The 18,451-nt window shown below is 38.5% G+C and carries 17 protein-coding genes; 5 read left to right on the top strand and 12 right to left on the bottom strand.

Going from position 1 to position 18,451, the window contains the following annotated elements; all coding sequences use genetic code 11:
• Positions 1 to 112: 112 nt before the first annotated feature.
• The 12 genes from atpH to M1381_03065 all read right to left on the bottom strand — a co-directional run bounded on the left by atpH (position 113) and on the right by M1381_03065 (position 14,210).
• Positions 113 to 643: an ATP synthase F1 subunit delta gene (atpH, locus tag M1381_03120; protein ID MCL4478080.1), complete on the bottom strand. Its 531-nt coding sequence runs from the start codon at positions 641 to 643 to the stop codon at positions 113 to 115.
• A complete protein-coding gene (locus M1381_03115) occupies positions 640 to 1,185 on the bottom strand; it encodes an ATP synthase F0 subunit B (GenBank protein MCL4478079.1) in 546 nt (181 codons plus the stop codon). The genes atpH and M1381_03115 overlap by 4 nt, the downstream gene beginning before the upstream one ends.
• Entirely contained in the window at positions 1,182 to 1,610 is a 429-nt protein-coding gene (locus M1381_03110; protein ID MCL4478078.1) for an ATP synthase F0 subunit B, read from the bottom strand. The genes M1381_03115 and M1381_03110 overlap by 4 nt, the downstream gene beginning before the upstream one ends.
• Before the next feature lie 211 nt (positions 1,611 to 1,821).
• The gene (locus tag M1381_03105; protein MCL4478077.1) at positions 1,822 to 3,501 is read right to left on the bottom strand and encodes a DUF4388 domain-containing protein; all 1,680 of its coding nucleotides are present in this window, start codon (positions 3,499 to 3,501) and stop codon (positions 1,822 to 1,824) included.
• A gap of 207 nt (positions 3,502 to 3,708) precedes the next feature.
• The gene (gene rsmA / locus M1381_03100) at positions 3,709 to 4,581 is read right to left on the bottom strand and encodes a 16S rRNA (adenine(1518)-N(6)/adenine(1519)-N(6))-dimethyltransferase RsmA (GenBank protein MCL4478076.1); all 873 of its coding nucleotides are present in this window, start codon (positions 4,579 to 4,581) and stop codon (positions 3,709 to 3,711) included.
• Complete coding sequence (gene tsaD / locus M1381_03095; GenBank protein MCL4478075.1) at positions 4,541 to 5,551, bottom strand: tRNA (adenosine(37)-N6)-threonylcarbamoyltransferase complex transferase subunit TsaD; 1,011 nt, start codon at positions 5,549 to 5,551, stop codon at positions 4,541 to 4,543. Before tsaD ends, rsmA begins: the two co-directional genes overlap by 41 nt.
• Positions 5,552 to 5,682: 131 nt before the next feature.
• The gene (locus tag M1381_03090) at positions 5,683 to 6,444 is read right to left on the bottom strand and encodes a glucose 1-dehydrogenase (GenBank protein ID MCL4478074.1); all 762 of its coding nucleotides are present in this window, start codon (positions 6,442 to 6,444) and stop codon (positions 5,683 to 5,685) included.
• A gap of 142 nt (positions 6,445 to 6,586) precedes the next feature.
• Positions 6,587 to 7,840, bottom strand: coding sequence for an anion transporter (locus M1381_03085; protein MCL4478073.1), 1,254 nt, complete (start codon positions 7,838 to 7,840; stop codon positions 6,587 to 6,589).
• A 222-nt stretch (positions 7,841 to 8,062) separates the two neighbouring features.
• Positions 8,063 to 8,926: a c-type cytochrome biogenesis protein CcsB gene (gene ccsB / locus M1381_03080; GenBank protein MCL4478072.1), complete on the bottom strand. Its 864-nt coding sequence runs from the start codon at positions 8,924 to 8,926 to the stop codon at positions 8,063 to 8,065.
• 1 nt (position 8,927) lies between these two features.
• Entirely contained in the window at positions 8,928 to 10,271 is a 1,344-nt protein-coding gene (locus tag M1381_03075; GenBank protein ID MCL4478071.1) for a cytochrome c biogenesis protein ResB, read from the bottom strand.
• A 289-nt stretch (positions 10,272 to 10,560) separates the two neighbouring features.
• The gene (locus M1381_03070; protein ID MCL4478070.1) at positions 10,561 to 12,972 is read right to left on the bottom strand and encodes a 3-hydroxyacyl-CoA dehydrogenase/enoyl-CoA hydratase family protein; all 2,412 of its coding nucleotides are present in this window, start codon (positions 12,970 to 12,972) and stop codon (positions 10,561 to 10,563) included.
• 17 nt (positions 12,973 to 12,989) lie between these two features.
• Positions 12,990 to 14,210, bottom strand: a complete 1,221-nt coding sequence (locus tag M1381_03065) for a thiolase family protein (protein ID MCL4478069.1) — start codon at positions 14,208 to 14,210, stop codon at positions 12,990 to 12,992.
• Between the two features lie 543 nt (positions 14,211 to 14,753).
• Here M1381_03065 and M1381_03060 point away from each other — a divergent pair.
• From M1381_03060 to M1381_03040, 5 genes are all read left to right on the top strand, one after another.
• On the top strand, positions 14,754 to 15,005 hold the full coding sequence (locus M1381_03060) for a hypothetical protein (GenBank protein MCL4478068.1): 252 nt from the start codon (positions 14,754 to 14,756) through the stop codon (positions 15,003 to 15,005).
• Positions 15,002 to 15,337, top strand: a complete 336-nt coding sequence (locus M1381_03055; GenBank protein MCL4478067.1) for a type II toxin-antitoxin system RelE/ParE family toxin — start codon at positions 15,002 to 15,004, stop codon at positions 15,335 to 15,337. Before M1381_03060 ends, M1381_03055 begins: the two co-directional genes overlap by 4 nt.
• 380 nt (positions 15,338 to 15,717) lie before the next feature.
• Complete coding sequence (locus M1381_03050) at positions 15,718 to 16,059, top strand: hypothetical protein (protein MCL4478066.1); 342 nt, start codon at positions 15,718 to 15,720, stop codon at positions 16,057 to 16,059.
• 174 nt (positions 16,060 to 16,233) lie between these two features.
• Positions 16,234 to 17,238 carry a hypothetical protein gene (locus M1381_03045; GenBank protein ID MCL4478065.1) on the top strand — a complete coding sequence of 335 codons (1,005 nt, stop codon included), beginning with the start codon at positions 16,234 to 16,236 and terminating at the stop codon, positions 17,236 to 17,238.
• A 20-nt stretch (positions 17,239 to 17,258) separates the two neighbouring features.
• On the top strand, positions 17,259 to 18,362 hold the full coding sequence (locus M1381_03040) for an NHL repeat-containing protein (GenBank protein MCL4478064.1): 1,104 nt from the start codon (positions 17,259 to 17,261) through the stop codon (positions 18,360 to 18,362).
• The last annotated feature ends 89 nt before the right edge of the window (positions 18,363 to 18,451 follow it).

Below are 18,451 nucleotides of genomic sequence, written 5' to 3'. Positions count from 1 at the left end.
TCCGATACTAAACATCAAACATGAAAAGCGGAACAAAAGAACTGGATTGCTGCTTTCGCAGGATGACAATTTAATTATTGCATTTGTTTTACTTCTCATTACTTACTTCCATTCATATCTTTATGGAGTCCGTAAAATCTTTTAAATTTGATTTGATAGTACCATCGTAAACTGTCCAGCCAATTTGTAATTTCATTCCGCTAATTATGGTTTTATCATGTTTGATGTTTAGTATCGGATCTTTATTAAACAACTCTTTGATTCTTGATTTCACATTACCGGTTTCATTATTATCAATATCGTAAGCCGTATAAATGTCTACCTTTATGAGTCCTTTAAAATCATTATACATATACTCAAATATCGATACCATGTCATCATAGATATTTGCCCGATCATTATTAATAATGAGATTTATAAGTCTTATGATCTCGGGTGTAAAATCAATCCGTTTACAGACGTTAGTTAAGACCGCTGTTTTTTTTGTTTTATCCACAAACTCATCCAGGAAAAATCTTCTCAAATCATCATTATGTTTGAAAATATCCTCCAGCGCACGCAACTGCTGCACGTATAGATCTAAATTGCCGTTTCCCATGCCTATTTGAAAGAGGGCCTTTGCATATCTTTTACCTAAATTCATTTTAAATTCCTTATAAAGGTATCCGTGATTTTTTCTTGTGAATTTTTATCAATTGATCTCTCAATGTGTTCTTTTGTCAAATCATAAATCTGCTTTCTTACTTCTTCTGCAATCATCTCCTTTGCCTTCTCGACTTCGCCTTCCACCAATTGTTCCGATTCCTTTTTTAAACGCTCTATCATTGCATTGCCCTCCGCTGATATTGTTTGTTTTTCTTTCTCCGCGTTTTTACGCATATCATCCATAATCTCTTTTCGGGTTTGATCAAAACGATTCAACTGTTCTGCCGCATCGTTATACCTTTCTGTAGCCCTCTGTTTAAGATCCTGTGCATCATTAATAAGTTTTTCTATACCATTTTTTCGTTTCTTAAACATTTCCGTACCATGAAACCTCTTATAAAGATAAACAAATCCCGCGACCATTATAATAAAATTTATGGCAGACCATAACAGATTCATGGTAAAAAAGTTACCCTCTGCCCCGTATGCGATCGAGGGTATAAGCAAAACCGATGAAGCTATAAACCAGAGTATGCTCATTTCAAAAGTATCCTGTTTGATATCGCCGGGATCAATGTTTTTAAATCTGCACCGATTTTTTTTATTATATCATTTTTCTCTATATCTATAGAAGAGATCACTTTTTCAAGTTTTCCCTGAACCGTTTGATGTGTTTGTTTTATTATTTCATCCATTTGATTATTTGCAAATGTCAGCTGTTCATTCTTTATTTTTGCAGCTTCTTTTAAAGCCTCATCCAGCTTTTCCCTAAACATAAATTCAAGCTCTTCTGATTTTTTATTCAGCTCTTTCGCTTCTTCTATAGCTTCTACAGTCTTAGAACTGCGTTTTTTATAAACTATTGAAAACGGTTTGAAGAATAATAAATACAAAGAAATCCATACGATCAAAAAAATGATGCCCTGTATGCCGCTTAGAATAACATCTTTTAACGTTATATGCATTTTATATTTATCTCCAGCAATTATATTTATAAAGTAGGGGCGACCCAGCGGGACGCCCCTACTTTTGTTACAGAATGCAAATCGGATTGTCAAGATTTTTGCATATTTATTCTGTTTAACCTGAATTAATGAATCGAAAAATATAAAAAAAACAGCACATGAATGAAACACGGAGTCTTTTGCACTCCTTTTGCTTCACTTTTTTATGCCATCAAAGTTCTTTTATTACACCACTCTTCTGCAATGTGCTGATAATGTCAAAACCCTGCTGCGGATTTGGGTTCAGCAAAAAAGCCGAAGTAAGTATATCATTTTTGCCGTTAAATATCCTTGATATTTCTTCTTTTTCTTCCTCTGTATTAAAGTTATATTCTTGATTAATTTTAAACCGCTTTTTTAAATCCCCCACCATTGGTTCCAACCTCCTGATCTCATCAAGCAACCTTAATCCCTCCATTAAAATGGTTTGCGTATCGGTATTGATTCTTGGTTCCCCTACGACATCCTTGAATTTTATATCAAATTCCCCGTCCGTCAGACATAATATCCTGTATGCTGCGGATTCGTGGGTAATGTCACCATAATAAGCATCGATGATCTTACCCTTATCGAAAAGTAACCAACCGATTTCATGCCCGTCGTTTATCTGCATTGCACCCGATTTTCTATTCAATTCCAGCATCTGGATAAGTTCTGATATGGAGATATCGTGAAGATTACCAATGAACTTTGTCTTCCTATCTCCGTTAGCCTGTATCCTGTGCAAATTGACCAAACCGCTTGTAGTATCAGCAGTACTGGGTTTTAAATCTATTATCTTAAGTAAGAAAAGAGTACGAATAAACTTATATCCATCTTCAGGAATTATTCCACTTTTGGCAATCAGTTCATATACCGTCCTTTTTCCATTTATAAGGTTCATAATCCTGTTAAACGATGATGGAAATTTAAAATTTTCAACATTAAATATATTGTCAACAGTAAAAATTGCAATTCCTCCTGCTTTCTCTATACCTTCTTTTATACCGCCGATATCGTTTTTAGCGTTTATTCCTTCAAAGAGTATAATTGGGAATTGTTCTTTTATTGATGTGAGTTCTTTTATTCCGCTATGTTTTTCTTCTTTTGTATACTCCGCCTTTTCCCATGAAAACATATCAACTATCAATCCCTTCATATAATCCGATACAATTTGTTCGCGTGTATCATCATTTATCGCACCAAGCATTATTAAGGCTTCATCTATTTTCTTACCGGTTTTATTCATAATATCCGTTGCCGCATCTATTGTGCTTGCAGAGGCAATGCCCTGATTGACCAGCCATTTATCAAATCTATCGTCATCATTATTACTTATGGCAAAGACAGGATTACCTGCATCCCAGTAAATCTCTTTGATAATTCCGCCTTCTTTGTAAAAAGAAGTTTTTCCTGTCCATAATATGTGTGCAAGTTCCGATAAAACTTCTTCCACCGATGTAACTTGCTGCTTTTCAAGCTTCTCGCTTGGCAGTTCATAAGTTTCTGCTATTTTAATAAGCGATATAAAATCATTTTCACTTACTGACTTCTTAATAAGCCCGAATACACCCCATCGCTTCTTAACATCATCATACTTTGTTTCAGGAATATCGTTCATTAAAACTATAAATTTAGCGTCTCCGCCATGAGGGGTATTCTTCATACGTTTAACGAGCTGATAACCGTTCAAACCGGTTAGTAAGCTATCCACGATAACAAGCTTGTATGTATATTTATGTATAGCATCTAAAGCTTTAGTTGGAGAATCGGCGATATCGTAAATATAGCTATTGTTGCTTAATAGTTTTCCTAATTGTTCCCTAATATCTTTTTGCCACACAACAACTAAAAGCTGGTGTGATCTCATCATAACCTATATCCCTTTTTTAAAATAAATCCCCCGTTTTAGAGAAAAATTATATATCTTTAAAGAGAACTGGTCAAGTAAATAGAGTTTAGGTTTTTAATACTTCTATCAGTCTGTTGAATAATATTCTTGCTGGTAGAATACCCGGTATTACAAATATAAAAAATATCTGAAAAAATCAAAAACGTGATAAGAGCCCGGTCATAATATTTATAAAGATCCTTTACCCTTGTCTCCTACATAGGCTTTTAAAAATAACTTTAACCTTCCGAGATCAATATTTTCTATTCTGTCATTAAGATCTATATTAGCAGCATCACTCCATTTTTTAATTTCTTCCTGCGTACCTGTAGATTTTAAAGCATTTTTGAGCATCTTTCTCCTTGCATTGAATGCAGGCTTAAGTATGCGGAGCAATATTTTTTCTTCATCACATTCAAGTAACGGCTTATGCACTTTAAGCCTTATTACGATAGAATCAACATCGGGAACAGGGAGAAATGAATTTCTATCGACCGTTCTTATTATCTCCGCATCGTAATGCAATTTACGCATAATTGAGAGCAAACCATAATATTCATTATATTTTTTATTTTCAGGATCTGCGAAAACCCTTAATCCAACCTCTTTCTGAAGCATTATGACTATCACGGATACCAGTTTATGGTTATCAAATAGCATTCTTAATAAAGGGCTTGATATGTAATATGGTATATTCCCGGCTACTTTTACAGGCTTCTTAAAATATTCGTTAAACCTGAATTTAAGCATATCCTTATTAACGACCTTTAATACGTTCTCATCATGAAAATATTTTTTCATATATTCACTATACCTTTTATCGATTTCAACTGCTGTAAGATTTTGTCTGCCTCCTTTAAACTTTTTAAATTCATTTATTATAGCAGATGTTAACACACCGATTCCGGAACCTACTTCGACGATTTCATCATCCCGTAATATATTTAATGCATTTACGATATCTTTGACCACCTGCTCGTCAACGAGCAGGTATTGCCCGAGTGATCTGTGGGGCTGAAGCTCAAGTTCCTTCAGGAATGCGCGTGTTATTTGCATAGCCATCTATATTTATATTACTTACCTTACCAAGCTTGTACAATTGATACCCGAGAAATGCAATCATTGAGCCATTATCCGTGCATAAGTCTGTACGGGGTATGTACACATTAAAGGATTTTTTGTACTCGTCAAATAGCTGCCTTAATCTTGAATTGGCAGCCACGCCGCCGGAAACAGCAATACTATTTATGCCTGTTTGCTCCGCAAGAGCTATAGTTTTCTTAACAAGAACATTCTGCACTGCCTCCTGAAAACTTGATGCTATCAGTGTCGTATCTTCTTGCTTTAAAGGTTGCTCAATCTTTTTTATATGCCTTATAACTGCTGTTTTTATACCACTGAATGAAAAGTTATAATTATCTTTTATCATAAGAGCCATCGGGAATTTTATTTTTTTTTGTATCTTTGATTGCATTGAGATATTATCTATAACAGGACCGCCGGGATAACCAAGCCCAAGGCTTTTTGAAACCTTGTCATATGCCTCACCTGCTGCATCATCAACCGTTTTCCCTTTCAGCTCTACCTCACGGAAATCTTTTACGGTATAAAGCTCTGTATGCCCACCTGAAACAACAAGCCCTACGTATGGGAAATGTATGTCCGGGAATTCTATCATTGGAGAGAATAGATGAGCTTGAACATGATCAATGCCTATTAAAGGTTTATCGATCGCGTATGCAATCCCTTTTGCAAAATTGAGTCCTACAAGTACCGAGCCAATCAAGCCGGGTCCTATTGTAACAGCAATACCATCCACATCCTGCAATCTTATATGTGCTTCCCTGCATGCCTGTTCTGTTAGATGACCAATGGCCTCAAGCTGCATTCTTGAGGCGTACTCGGGAACAACACCCCCAAACCTGCCGTGTACTGTTATCTGACTTGAGATGATGTCAACAACGATCTTTCCGTCTCGAAGAACCGCAACACCCGTTTCATCGCATGAGCTTTCTATTCCAAGTATAATCATTTTATTCTTTATTTATACTGCTTAACTCTGCCGCTTTCATAGCCTTATTATTTCTATTGTCCTTATTATTATTCACTGCCGCATACATTCAATAAATGTGTTACGGACGTTCTGCCCGTCATGGGTAACAGCTATCGCATGATTCCACCGCCATCAACCACAATGGTCTGGCCTGTAACATAAGCCGATGAATCCGATGCAAGATATATTGCAGTACCGGCGATATCATCCGGTTCGCCCAATCTTTTGATTGCAAGTCCTCTCAGTGCCTCTTCTGCAATGATCGGGTCATTATAAAGTGCCTCTGCAAATTTGGTTTTGATTATACCGGGAGCTATGGCGTTCACCCTGATATTGATAGGTGCCCATTCCTTTGCGAGTACTCTGGTTAGCATAATGACGCCAGCCTTGCTTATACTGTATGCTCCGAGTCCAATATCGGGCTTGATGCCTGCAACCGATGCCATATTTATGATCACGCCTCCGCCTCTGTTCATCATGACCGGCATTACTTCTGCACTCAGAAAGAAAAATCCTCTCAGATTGACCTCAAATATTTTGTCCCATGCCTTTTCATCTACATTAATAATAGGACCAAATACCGGATTTGTACCCGCATTATTAACAAGGATATCGATTGTCCCATAATGTTCTATTGCCTTTCTAACGAGTGCTTTTATATCGTCCATCTTCCCGGCGTGTGCTGCAATTGCATACGACTCGCCGCCGGCTCTGTTTATGGATTGTGATACTTTATCCAGATCAGCCTGTTTTCTGCTTGAGAGCACTGCCCTTGCGCCGGCTTTTACAAACGCTCTCGCAATGTGTTCTCCAATGCCGCGGCTTGCACCCGTAATAAGCGCCACCTTACCATCAAGTCTGAATTGTGTCATTTTCCCTCCTTCGGAAAACAAAGCATAATAGAAATTGAGTTAAAAGTCATACTCTATAAACCCAAAAATGCAATAGAAAAATCTGCTTGTTATTTCAATACTGCTATATGCCTGCAGGATAACTCTTTAAAATTTCATTTTATCAAAAAGGACACAATAATTTAAGCCAGACATAAATGATCACTATATTGGCAAACGTTAAAGGTATTCCGAGCTTGATAAATTCAATAAAGCTGATTGCATTATCATGATTCTTTTCTGCATTCTGGATAATAATCACGTTGCTTGCAGCGCCAAGGATCATAAGATTACCGGCGAGTGTGCTTCCCGCCGCAAGCGCTATATAATTCTTAAACGATGGGTCTGTATGCATAAGTATAGGCAAATACAGGGCAACGAGCGGAACATTAGATATCAACTGGCTCACAACAATCCCTATGATGAGGATTGAGCCGATTGAGGTTATATTCAAGTCTTCGGTTGAAATCATTTTTTGAAAAAATCCCGTGTTCCATACACTCTTCATTAAAACGAACATGGCTGCAAAAAAAATAAGCGTATGCCAGTCAACATCTCTGAGTATCTTTAATCGTTTTTTGCTGAACATTAAAACTGGTAAAGCTCCCAAAATTGCAATATACGTAAGTCTGAAATCCATACCTCTTATTGTGTAAGATATAAAGATCTTTGATATGATAAGCACGGCAACTATGCATAATGAAACCTTGCTGAGTATCTTTAAATTGTGATCTTTAATGGGCTCTTGAGAATGATTTAATACCCTTTCGTGAAAATCTTCATTATAAAAATATCTTATTATGAGGTATGCCGTAAAAAGGCTTACAAGTGTTGGTATGAAGAGGTATTCAAAGAATACGGTGAACGGCTCTTTAAAATCGCCCTTTACGGCAATAAGCAGATTTTGAGGATTGCCGATAGGGCTAAGCATACTGCCTGTTGTCACTCCAAATGCAAGGGCAAACAAGAGCGGTTTTGAAGATATTTTATGTTTTCTTGCCAGATGCAGCACGACGGGCGTACCTATTATGGCAATAGTATCATTCATCAAAAATGCGGATGCAATACCTGAGATGAATAACACGTAGAGTAAGAGTTGAGCTTCATTCTTTGTCCTTTTGAACAATCCATAAGAGATGTGGCTGATATAACCGCTCTTCTCTAGAGCCTGTGCAATAACAAACATACCAAACAAAAAAAACATTACATCCATGTCAATTGCACTGACTGCCTCATAAGGCTTTATAGAGCCTGTGAGTATAACAACAACTGCACCGCCAAGCATTATTTGCCATATCTCAAGCTTTATGTTAAGAATATTCCTTACTGATATGAGTATAAAAACAATGAAAAGGACTACGATGGGGGCTTGATGCATATAAAATCAGTTAACCACGACTATACAATTGGCGAGTTTTTTTGTTCATTCAGCACCGTGATTCGTCTGCAACACCAGCACAATGGACCGGCTAAAACAGGGCGGTTCACCGAATCGTCCCTATAATAAAATATCAATGTTTGTGTCCTATATGGCTAATGTATTTGAGTTTTTGTTATAATAACTGTATGAAATACGAACTACGCCATTTAGCCTCTATACTCATGCTGCTCCATAACTGTGGAGCCCTGATAAAATAAGATTAACTCCCAGATATGTAAATATGACAAACAAAAATCCAATTATCGAAAAGATTGCTGCTGCTTTCCCGTGCCATCCCCAGCCGTATCTAAGATGCAGATAAACAAGATATACGAGAAATGTGATTAAAGACCATGTTTCTTTAGGATCCCAGCTCCAGTATCTGCCCCATGCATAATCAGCCCATGCAGCACCGGTTATAATCCCAATGGCGAGTAACACCTCACCAATCCCGATAAGTTTATAGCTCATGTCATCAAGTATATGAGGTGAAGGCAGATAAGACAGGCTCCTGCCGTTTGTATGCTTAATGTACCAGTCGTTTATTAAGTAAAATATTGAGGCACCAAATGCAACCGCAAATGCGGCATAACTGAAAAAGCTTGTTATAACGTGCGCAAAAAGCCAATTACTTTTTAGTGCAGGAACAAGCGGCTCTATCCTGTCACTCACATTTGGGGATAATGATGCGTAAGCCATAAATACAAACGCTGTAAGAGATATAGGAAAACCAAGCTTCCTGATCTTATACTTTAAATCAACAATGATATACATAAGTGCAATTGTCCACGATAGGAATATAAGAGATTCATAAAGATTCGTTATCGGTATATGACCATACTGAAGGTGATATGATTCAATCCATCGTGCTATAAGTCCTGCCGTTTCAATAAGCCACGCACTTATAAATACAACAAACCCGGCTATATCAAGGTATTTCTTTTTAAACACTAAACCAAAAAGGTATAAAAACATTGCTCCTATATATACAAAAGTTGCAATGCTTAACAATAAAGTATTTAAATGGGGCTGTGCGTGCATCATTTTATTTTACTCCTTTCTTAATTTCATTTACAAGATTGCTGAATTCATACTCAAAAGATACCTTGTTTCTATCCGAGACCCCTGCAATTAACAAGTTTCCTGTTTTTTCCGAAGATACGAATATCCAGATCCTTCGTCTGTAACCAAAGAAAGACATGATCAAACCGATGACAAGTAAGATTGCCCCGGTTGCCACATAATATGAACCCGGATCTTTTGCTACCTGTAAACCCGTATAGAAACTTGTATTAGCCTTTACAAATTGTATCTTATACCCGTCAATCGCTTCTGCCCCGTGAAAATCAGGATATTTTGCCAGATAGATTGTTGTGTTCTTTAGCTTATTACCTTTATAAACTCCAACAAGTATAGTTGGTCCAAACCCCTGGTAATTAGCCGAATAATCAAGTACCCTTATGTATGAGTTATTTCCTACGTGATAGGATTGATTGAGGTTAAGAAGCACATTATCTTTTTCATCATTTTGTTTATCATCTACTATAAGATCAAAATTACTCGCGCCTGTCTGGCCATAAGAGGCTTGATAAATCGTAATACCCTTGTATGTCAACGGCTGATTTACATCTATGACCTTGTGCGCAACCACATTTGAATTTATAAAAAGGCTGAGATCGCTCTTATAGGCTTTTGGGACACCCGAATTATAAAATTCAACATTAAACTTATTGCATGTGATTGTAAACGGCAGGTTGATCATCTTGCTGCCTCTTAAGGATTGGACTACTTTCGTCGAATCCCCTGGACTCAGATTAACATACCCGTCAAAACCATAAAATGCGCCGACAAGTACTCCTATGAATACAAGAATCAGGCTAAGATGTGTTACATAAGGGCCAAACCTTACAAATCGCCCCTTTTCAAGATATAAAAAATCACCATCTTTCGTGGTAGTATGGATTGGCTCTTTATATATCATTTTAAGCTTATTCTTAAGAGAATCAACAATCTGTTCAGGCTGACCTTCATACTTAATAGTTTGTTTGTCTTTAAATGAGTCAAACCCATTTAAAGGGATTTGTAACTTTGGATCGGAAAACATTTTAAAAATAGAAGGGAGCCTTTCCAGGCTGCATACAATTACATTTACAATTAAAAGTATCAGTAATAGCTCAAACCATAATGAATGATACATATCAAAGATATCAAAAAAATTCAGTATTCTATAACCTGTTTCACCAAACTGCTGAATATAGGCTTGCGTTGGCAGTCCCTGTTGAATAACAGTGCCGATAATGGACGTTGCCACTATCACAAGTATTATAAATACAGCTAATTTAACCGAACTGAAAAATCTCCATATTTCATCTAATATCTTATTAATCATTACCTTTTTCCTCTGGATTAATGATACATACCATTTTTTTTATTTAATTTTTTCTTATAAGGGTTTCCTAATTCAATGTCAATTAAAATTATTTCAATTGTCATTTAAAATTCAAAAATGGACTAATGTTTTACGGTATTAATTAGCTTATAAAGAAACTGGTATAAGGAAAACTTCTTGGTATTCATAATATCAAAATTCAAGATTTAAAGAGTCCATCTTTCAATGTTAACCAACAGAAGAGGGGTGGTGCAGACCCGCGGAGGGGACCGAGATCTGCACCGTTTTTTTAGTTGCGGAGGGGTTTATTATTCATTAACATGTACTGTAATCTATCCTGTGTCTTTTGCTGACCACACAAGCTTAAAAATGCTTCCTTTTCCAGATCTATTAAACGATCTTCTGTAACAATTGTTCCCGGCGGAACATCTCCACCGCTTATGACATTTATAAGTTTGTTGGCAATAAATTCATCATACTCCGATATATAACCGCCATCCTTAAGATTTCTTGCACCCAACTTTAGAGTAGCAATACCTTCCCTCCCTGAAACGGGAACATCGATCTTTGGCTTTGACTGTTTAAATCCTTCTCTTACCATTGCAAGTACCATTTGTTTTGCATCATATATCAAATTATCTTTGTTAAGAGTAATATAATCACTTGGTTTTAAAAATCCATACAGTTCCATTGCTTCTTTTGCGCTCATTGAAACCTTTGCCATACCTATGGTCTCAAATGTGTGAATAGCAGCTTTTATTGGATCCGGTTTTACAACATTATCACCAAGCGCCCTTAAGTATAACTCTTTTGTACCGCCGCCGGCCGGTATTACACCAACACCCAATTCAACAAGTCCCATGTAGAGTTCTGCATACGCCCTTATTTTGTGAGCATGCATACTTACCTCACAGCCGCCGCCAAGTACCATATTAAACGGCGCTGCAACAACTGGTTTTGGCGCATATTTCATCCTCATATTAACATTGTGTAATCCATCTATCGAAGCTTCTAATGACTTCCAGTCCTTATTCTGTGCTGCCATTAATATTAAAAATATATTAGCACCTGCGCTAAATGTATCACCTTCATTTGCAATAACCATACCCACAACATCTCTGCGTGATTCAATCATATCTAATCCATTATTCATCATCGCTATGATATCATCATCTATGGCATTCATCTTCGAATTAAATTCCACACATATAACACCATCCCCGATATCAATAATTCCGGCACTACCATTTTCTTTTAGAATCAAACCCTTCTTTTTATAGCTATCGAGAGATATGATATTATCTCTTCTTGTAATTGGTTTGTATGTATTTGTTTTTAGATCAAAATAATATTTTTCACCACCAACATCAACATAGAACCTTCCGTAACCCCTTTCTATTACCCTTTTTATGGTATCCGGAACCTTTACTCCTTCTTTCTCCATCTTTTCAATAGATTCCCTCACGCCGATTGCATCCCATGTTTCAAAAGGACCAAGTGCCCAGTTAAAACCCCATTTCATTGCATTATCAATATTAACGATATCATCGGCTATTTCTGGTATTCTGTTTAAAGAATAAACCAATGTATCTTTTGTTACTTTCCACGCAAATTTAGATGCCCGGTCATCTGCATAAGACAGTATCTTGATCTTTTCTTCCGGTGTTTCTGCATTCTTTGCCATACCGAGAGAATCATACTTGAATTTTTGAGAGTCCTTATATTCCATTGTGTTATAATTAAGAACAAGTTTTTTTCTTCCCTTTTCATCTTTTATTTTTTTATAAAATCCCTGTCCTGCCTTATCTCCTATCCAGCCCTTCTCTACCATTTTATTTATAAATTCCGGGACCTTAAACACATCTCTTTTCTCATCATTTGGGGTGTTTTCATAAACATTATCAGCAACGTGAACTAGTGTATCAAGACCTACCAGATCACCTGTCCCAAACGCAGCGCTTCCAGGTCTACCCATCGGCTTTCCGACTATTGCATCAACTTCATCTATGCCATAGCCTTCATCTGCCATTGTTTTCATGGTATCAAGCATTGAATAAACCCCAACCCTGTTTGCTATAAAATTGGGCGTATCCTTTGCAAAAACAACCCCTTTACCGAGTACATTTTCTGCAAAATCGTGCATAAATGCCACTACTTCGTTTTTTGTTTCATCTCCAACTACAAATTCAAGCAATTTCATATACCTAACAGGGTTAAAAAAGTGCGTTATCATGAAGTGTTCTTTAAACTCTTTACTTCTGCCTTCTGACATGTCTTTTAGTTTTATACCGGAAGTGTTGGATGATACTATTGAACCCGGCTTTCTTTTTGCTTCAATAAGGTCAAAAACCTTTTTCTTTATATCAAGTCTTTCTGTTACCACCTCAATAACCCAGTCTGATTGATTTATAAAATCAGGGTTATCCTCGATATTACCTGGCGTTATATATGAGATATCTTTCTGCGAATATATTAAAGCAGGCTTTGATTTTTTTATGTGCTCAATACCGGAAAGGGCAAGTCTATTCCTTACCTTTGGATCTTTTAATGTTAATCCTGCTTTTTTTTCGTCATCCGTGAGCTCTCTTGGTACTATATCAAGCATATATGAATATATACCAGCATTCGAAAGATGTGCGGAAATACCCGCGCCCATTACACCTGCACCTATTATTGTAACTTTTTTTATTTGATAGGTCATTATATGCCTCCTGTTTTTTATCTTTCTAAGATAGTAGCTATACCCTGACCACCACCGATACACATTGTGCCAAGACCTATGTTAAGGTCTCTCTTGATCATCTCATACAACAGTGTTGTAAGTATCCTTACACCCGAGATCCCAAGTGGATGCCCTAATGCTATAGCCCCGCCATTTACATTTACTATATTTGGATCAAAACCGAGTTCTTCTATCGACGCTATCGATTGAGAAGCAAAAGCCTCGTTTATTTCTGCTAGCTGAATGTCTTTTACATTCATCTTTGCCCTTTCAAGTATTCGTCTTGTAGCGTATATAGGTCCAAGACCCATAACCTCCGGCTCCAATGCCCTAACCGCTGTTGCCCTGATTTTTGCAAGCGGTTTTATACCAAGCTCTTTTGCTTTTGATGAGGACATCAACACCATTACAGCAGCCCCGTCATTTGTTGGCGAAGAATTACCGGCAGTAACCCTGCCATTTATCCTAAAAACAGGTTTTAATTTTGCGAGTGTTTCAACGGTTGTGTCTGCCCTGGGACAATCGTCTTTATTTACTAAAAAACATCCTTTGGGAACATTTTTACCGTCATATATATCGACATCACCAGTTTCCTGATTAACTGTTACAGAAACCATCTCATCTTTAAATCTTCCTGTTTCCTGGGCATTTATCGCTTTTACGTGAGAATTATAAGAAAACTTATCCATACTTTCTCTTGTAATATTATATTTATTTCCATATCTATCTATAACTTTCTCTGCCGTTTCACCCATTGATATGTAAACATTCGGCAGTGTAGTGCCTTCTTGAACAAATCTTATATTTGGTGTTGGTTTGTTGCTCGTCATTGGTATCATTGTCATACTTTCTGTTCCTCCGACAATAAATATATCACCGGCACCGCCCATAATTTCATACGCTGCTTTATGAAGTGCAGTCATGGCTGAACCGCAAAATCTATTTATTGTTGCCCCTGGCACTTCTATCGGCAGTCCGGCAAGGATTGAAGCTACCCTTGCTACATTCATCCCTTCTTCAGCCTCTGGAAATGCCGAGCCGCATAGTACATCTTCAATTCCCTTATAATCGAATGCTGGTAATTTTTTTAAAACAGCTTTAATTGCAGTAGCAAATAAGTCATCGGGCCTTGTTTTAACAAAAACCCCTTTTTTAGCTCTGCCTATAGGCAACCTTGCAGCTGCTACAATCACAGCCTCTCTACCATTATCTTTCATATTGCCTCCTTAATGAATGATTATTCATTCATAACCATGCATTTGTATACAAGTCAAGCTTATCTTAAATTTTATATTTAACCATATTGATAATGGTGGTATTGGACAGACTCAAATTATACAATCAATTCAATAGTACTTTTATTGCATATGCTACTATGAGAAGAGATTTCTGAAGCACCGATATGCGGATAAAAAATTGCCGTATCAGAATCTGGATAATGGATGGGATATAGCTGAGACCTTTTCAAGTGATGACATTGACATCACTCTTACCCCCTCGGCTCTCAGCGCGGTTAATTACTCCGATCTGAACACAATCGCCTGTACACCTTAAAAGTGATCTGAAAGCTGTACAAAAAAACCCACCCCCTATACTAAAGAATAGGCATCCTGCAGGGCATTAACCCAACTTCCTTAGCAAATATAATACCCAAAATGAGTATGAGTGATGTATGAATCCCGGTAGTTCTTATTTTCGGCCTTCATCTACTTGACGAAAGCCCAATATTGTCATACATTTGTAATACAAAGGAGATGTCTATGTCCAATAAAGTGGCTGTGTCCGTACGTTTGAACGTTTCTCAGATGGGAGAGGCGAGGAAGCTTGCGCGTCTTCTCGATATAAGTGAATCCGAGGTGCTGCGGCGCTCTCTTGAAAGAGGATTGCAATTCCTTGTTCAGGGCAGACCGGAGGATGAAGTTATCCATGAGCGTCTGGCTGCAATCAGCCTGAAGAAAAGCTCGTTTCTTTCCGAGGAAGAATTTCGGGAAAAGTACGCACGTAAAAAATGACGCCTTTCGATCTCCTTATATACCGACCTGCAGAAAAGGATTTCAAGCAACTGCTACGAGACAATCCCGATCTCCGTACCGATATTCTTGATAAAGCGTTCCACGCTATCAAAAATAATCCGTATACCGCCGGCCGCCCCAAAAAAGGGTATTTAAAAGACGTATACGCTTATGATCTTAAGAGTCGTAATGTTGCCTATAGGTTGTGCTATATTATCGAAGCGAAGCTACATACGGTTTTTATTATTTCTCTGGGAGTCCATGATCTTGCTTATCAAAAGGCCGAAAATAGAGTAATCGGTGCCAAACGTATGCTTTCAAACAAAAGATGATAAAGCAGCGGGGAATAAGGAGGCAGCTCACGAAACGGAAAGCTTCCTGGGGGCTCCCATAAGAAAGATTATGTCATCAAATGGCTTCCATATACTATACGGTATCAGTGAGGGCTCCACCAAGACCTCATTACCACCTCTTAAACATCCCATCCAAGGCGCTGCCCTGCCCGCAGATTGTCCCGCTTTTGATGCCGATTATCCTCCGTACTCGGAAAAATCCAATGATTCTTGACAATTATTAAGAGCTGTGATTGTTTGTAATTGTTAATTACGAATGTGAAAGCTACTCCATTCACCTCCGGAAACAGATTTTTTAAGTTTTTAAAACCCGGCAATGAGTTAAATATATAAATAATAATTAAATTTGGGAGGGCCTGATGAAAAGCTTTGCAGGTGTGCGGCACACACACTCACATACAGTAAAGTGTGCTGTTCTTGGGTTGTTTGTTAGTCTATTATTCTTTTCTGGTATAGCACAAGCTTCGAGTTACAGCGTTCTGGTAGGAGGAAGTATTCAATCAACCAATTCTTTCATTACCTACGGCGCAGGAGCAAATCTTCATACAAATGGAAATCTTAAAAACAATGGTCTGTTTAACGTAAGCGGAGATGTAGAAATTGTTGGTTCATTGTTCACTGCCAGTGGCACGCATCCTGTTGTTACAGCAGGCAATATTATTCTTCCCACACAATACCCGGTATGTATTGGGCACCAATAGATGTATGGATACATCCGAGTGGAACGTGTAATCAGTGCCGTGCTATTCCACCATTACAAACAGGTTCTGGCTCAGGGGGCTGGACATGTAATATATCTGACTCCTCTACAGGTCCTTACGATTTCTTGGTCTATATCTTTCTTATAGGGATATTTATACTACGGAGAAAGATATATGAAAAACAATAAAATATACCTGCTTTTGCTATTTATTGTTGTGGGCTTATTTTATGGATGTCCGTCTACGTATGAATACAAGCCTTCTCCTTTTATAATAAGTCTATGGTATGATGCGGGGGCAAACGAACTTTATGTGCTCAAGGGAAATAACATCCTTGTGTTTAATGATGCAAGCACAGCAAATGGTCATGTAACTCCAGCTCGTATAATATCTTTACAAATAAAACCTCCATCGACATCTTACTGGGGGCTTTGGAATTTGTGGCTGGATAAGGCATCGAATCAATTGTTTATTGCTTCTCAATATACTAATGAGATCTATGTATTCACTAATGCAAGCACAATAAACGGTAATATAATCCCAGCTCGTGTCATCTCTGGAACATCAATAAATGGCCCTAAAGATTTATGGCTGGATTCTAACTCTGATCAACTATATGTTGGAGAATCTAATAATAGTATTCTCGTATTTACCAGCGCAAGCACAATGAGTGGTGATGTAACTCCAGCTCGTGTCATTTCTGGGGCGGCAACTGAATTAAATTATCCTACAAGCTTATGGTTAGACTCTAATTCTGATCAGCTTTATGTAGCGTCTGGTTACTCCAACACCAGTATTCTTGTATTTACCCAAGCAAGTACGGCGAATGGAAACGTAGCTCCTGCACGCAGTATTAGCTCAACAGATTTTTACGGTTTACCATGCTGGATTTGGTTAGATTCTCTATCTAATCAGCTTTATGTGACATCTGGTTATGTCAGCGCTGGTGTTTTTGTAATTACAGATGCGACTATAGCAAATGGGAACGTAGTTCCTACTCGTAAGATTACTGCAACTCAAGTATTAGGGGGATTAGGGGGACCTTTTTGGGTTGATTCAACATCCGATCAACTCTATATAACCCATCAAGGTATCAAAGAACCCGGGAGTATTCTCGTGTTTGATAATGCAAGCACAATTAACGGCGACGTTACACCATCGCGGGTGATATACCCATAAAGTTTTTATAGGAGGCACTCATGAAAAGTTACATGCTCAAGCTGTTACCCCTGTTTATCATAGCCTTGTTCATATTGACAGGCTGTCCGGCCAGCCACACGTCCAGTAATGCACAAAACGTCAGGACCTTTTCTGTAGGTAATTTCCCCTTTAAAATTGCAGCGGATTCTTCGGGCAATGTGTGGATCCTTAATTACAAGGATAATACTGTTACAAAATTAAACGATTCACAGGGCGTTATCGGCACTTATCCTGTTGATCCATCATCTTCTAACCTTGCAATCGATGCACAAGGCGATGTGTGGGTAACAAGCGTTCAAAATAGTTCTATCAAAGAGCTAAGCTTTTCGGGAAGTACCATAGGGGACTACAATGCTGGCTTTGACCCTCTTGGTATTGCCATAGATGCGGCTGGTAACGAGTGGATAGCTAATGGAACTGACACGGTGACCGAATTGAATTCGAACGGTGGCCTTCTCGGTACGTATACTATGGGCGTCAATCCTGTTGATCTTGTGATAGATGCAAGGGGCGATATCTGGGTATCAAACACCGGAGATAACACCGTGAGTGTCCTGAGTCCTACGGGTACATCCCTGGGCACATTTGGTGTCGGTGTAACTCCAACTGAGATAGCAATCGACAGCAAAGGCAATGCATGGGTCGTGGACTATGGAGACAACACGGTTACAGGGATAGGCTCAGGCGGGATCACTTCAGGCACGTACGGCACGAACGCGGAACCTGACCATGTTGCTATAGACCCGTCGGGAAACCTTTGGATACAGGGGGACCATGATGTCATGGAGATGGCGCCTGGCGGTACGCCAATCGCAACCTATACCATGGGAACATGTCCGTGCGATATGGCAGTGGACTTCTCGGGAACCGTATGGGTGGTCGACAGTACCAACGACAAGGTTAACGCGTTAACCGCAGACAAGGGCATCGTCAGAACATATGATGTAGGGCTTGCCCCGGTTGGCATGGTCATAGATGCACACGGAAACGGCTGGGTGATTAACGCTGGTAGCAACACCGTGACAGAGCTTCTTGGCATTGCACAAGGTTCCCAGTATCGGCCTTACAAGGGCCCGCAGTGGATTGGCGGCGGAAACTGGTAATTACAACATCCTGCAGGCCTCGTGGGTCCTATTGCTGGCAGTTACTATCTTCTTGGAGGTAGCGAAATATGCAAAGCGGCACTAAGCAC

The organism is Deltaproteobacteria bacterium (assembly GCA_023382265.1).
Lineage (GTDB): Bacteria > JAMCPX01 > JAMCPX01 > JAMCPX01 > JAMCPX01 > JAMCPX01.
The sequence above is the reverse complement of the archived record's forward strand: the minus strand, read 5'-3'. Positions and strand labels throughout refer to the sequence as shown.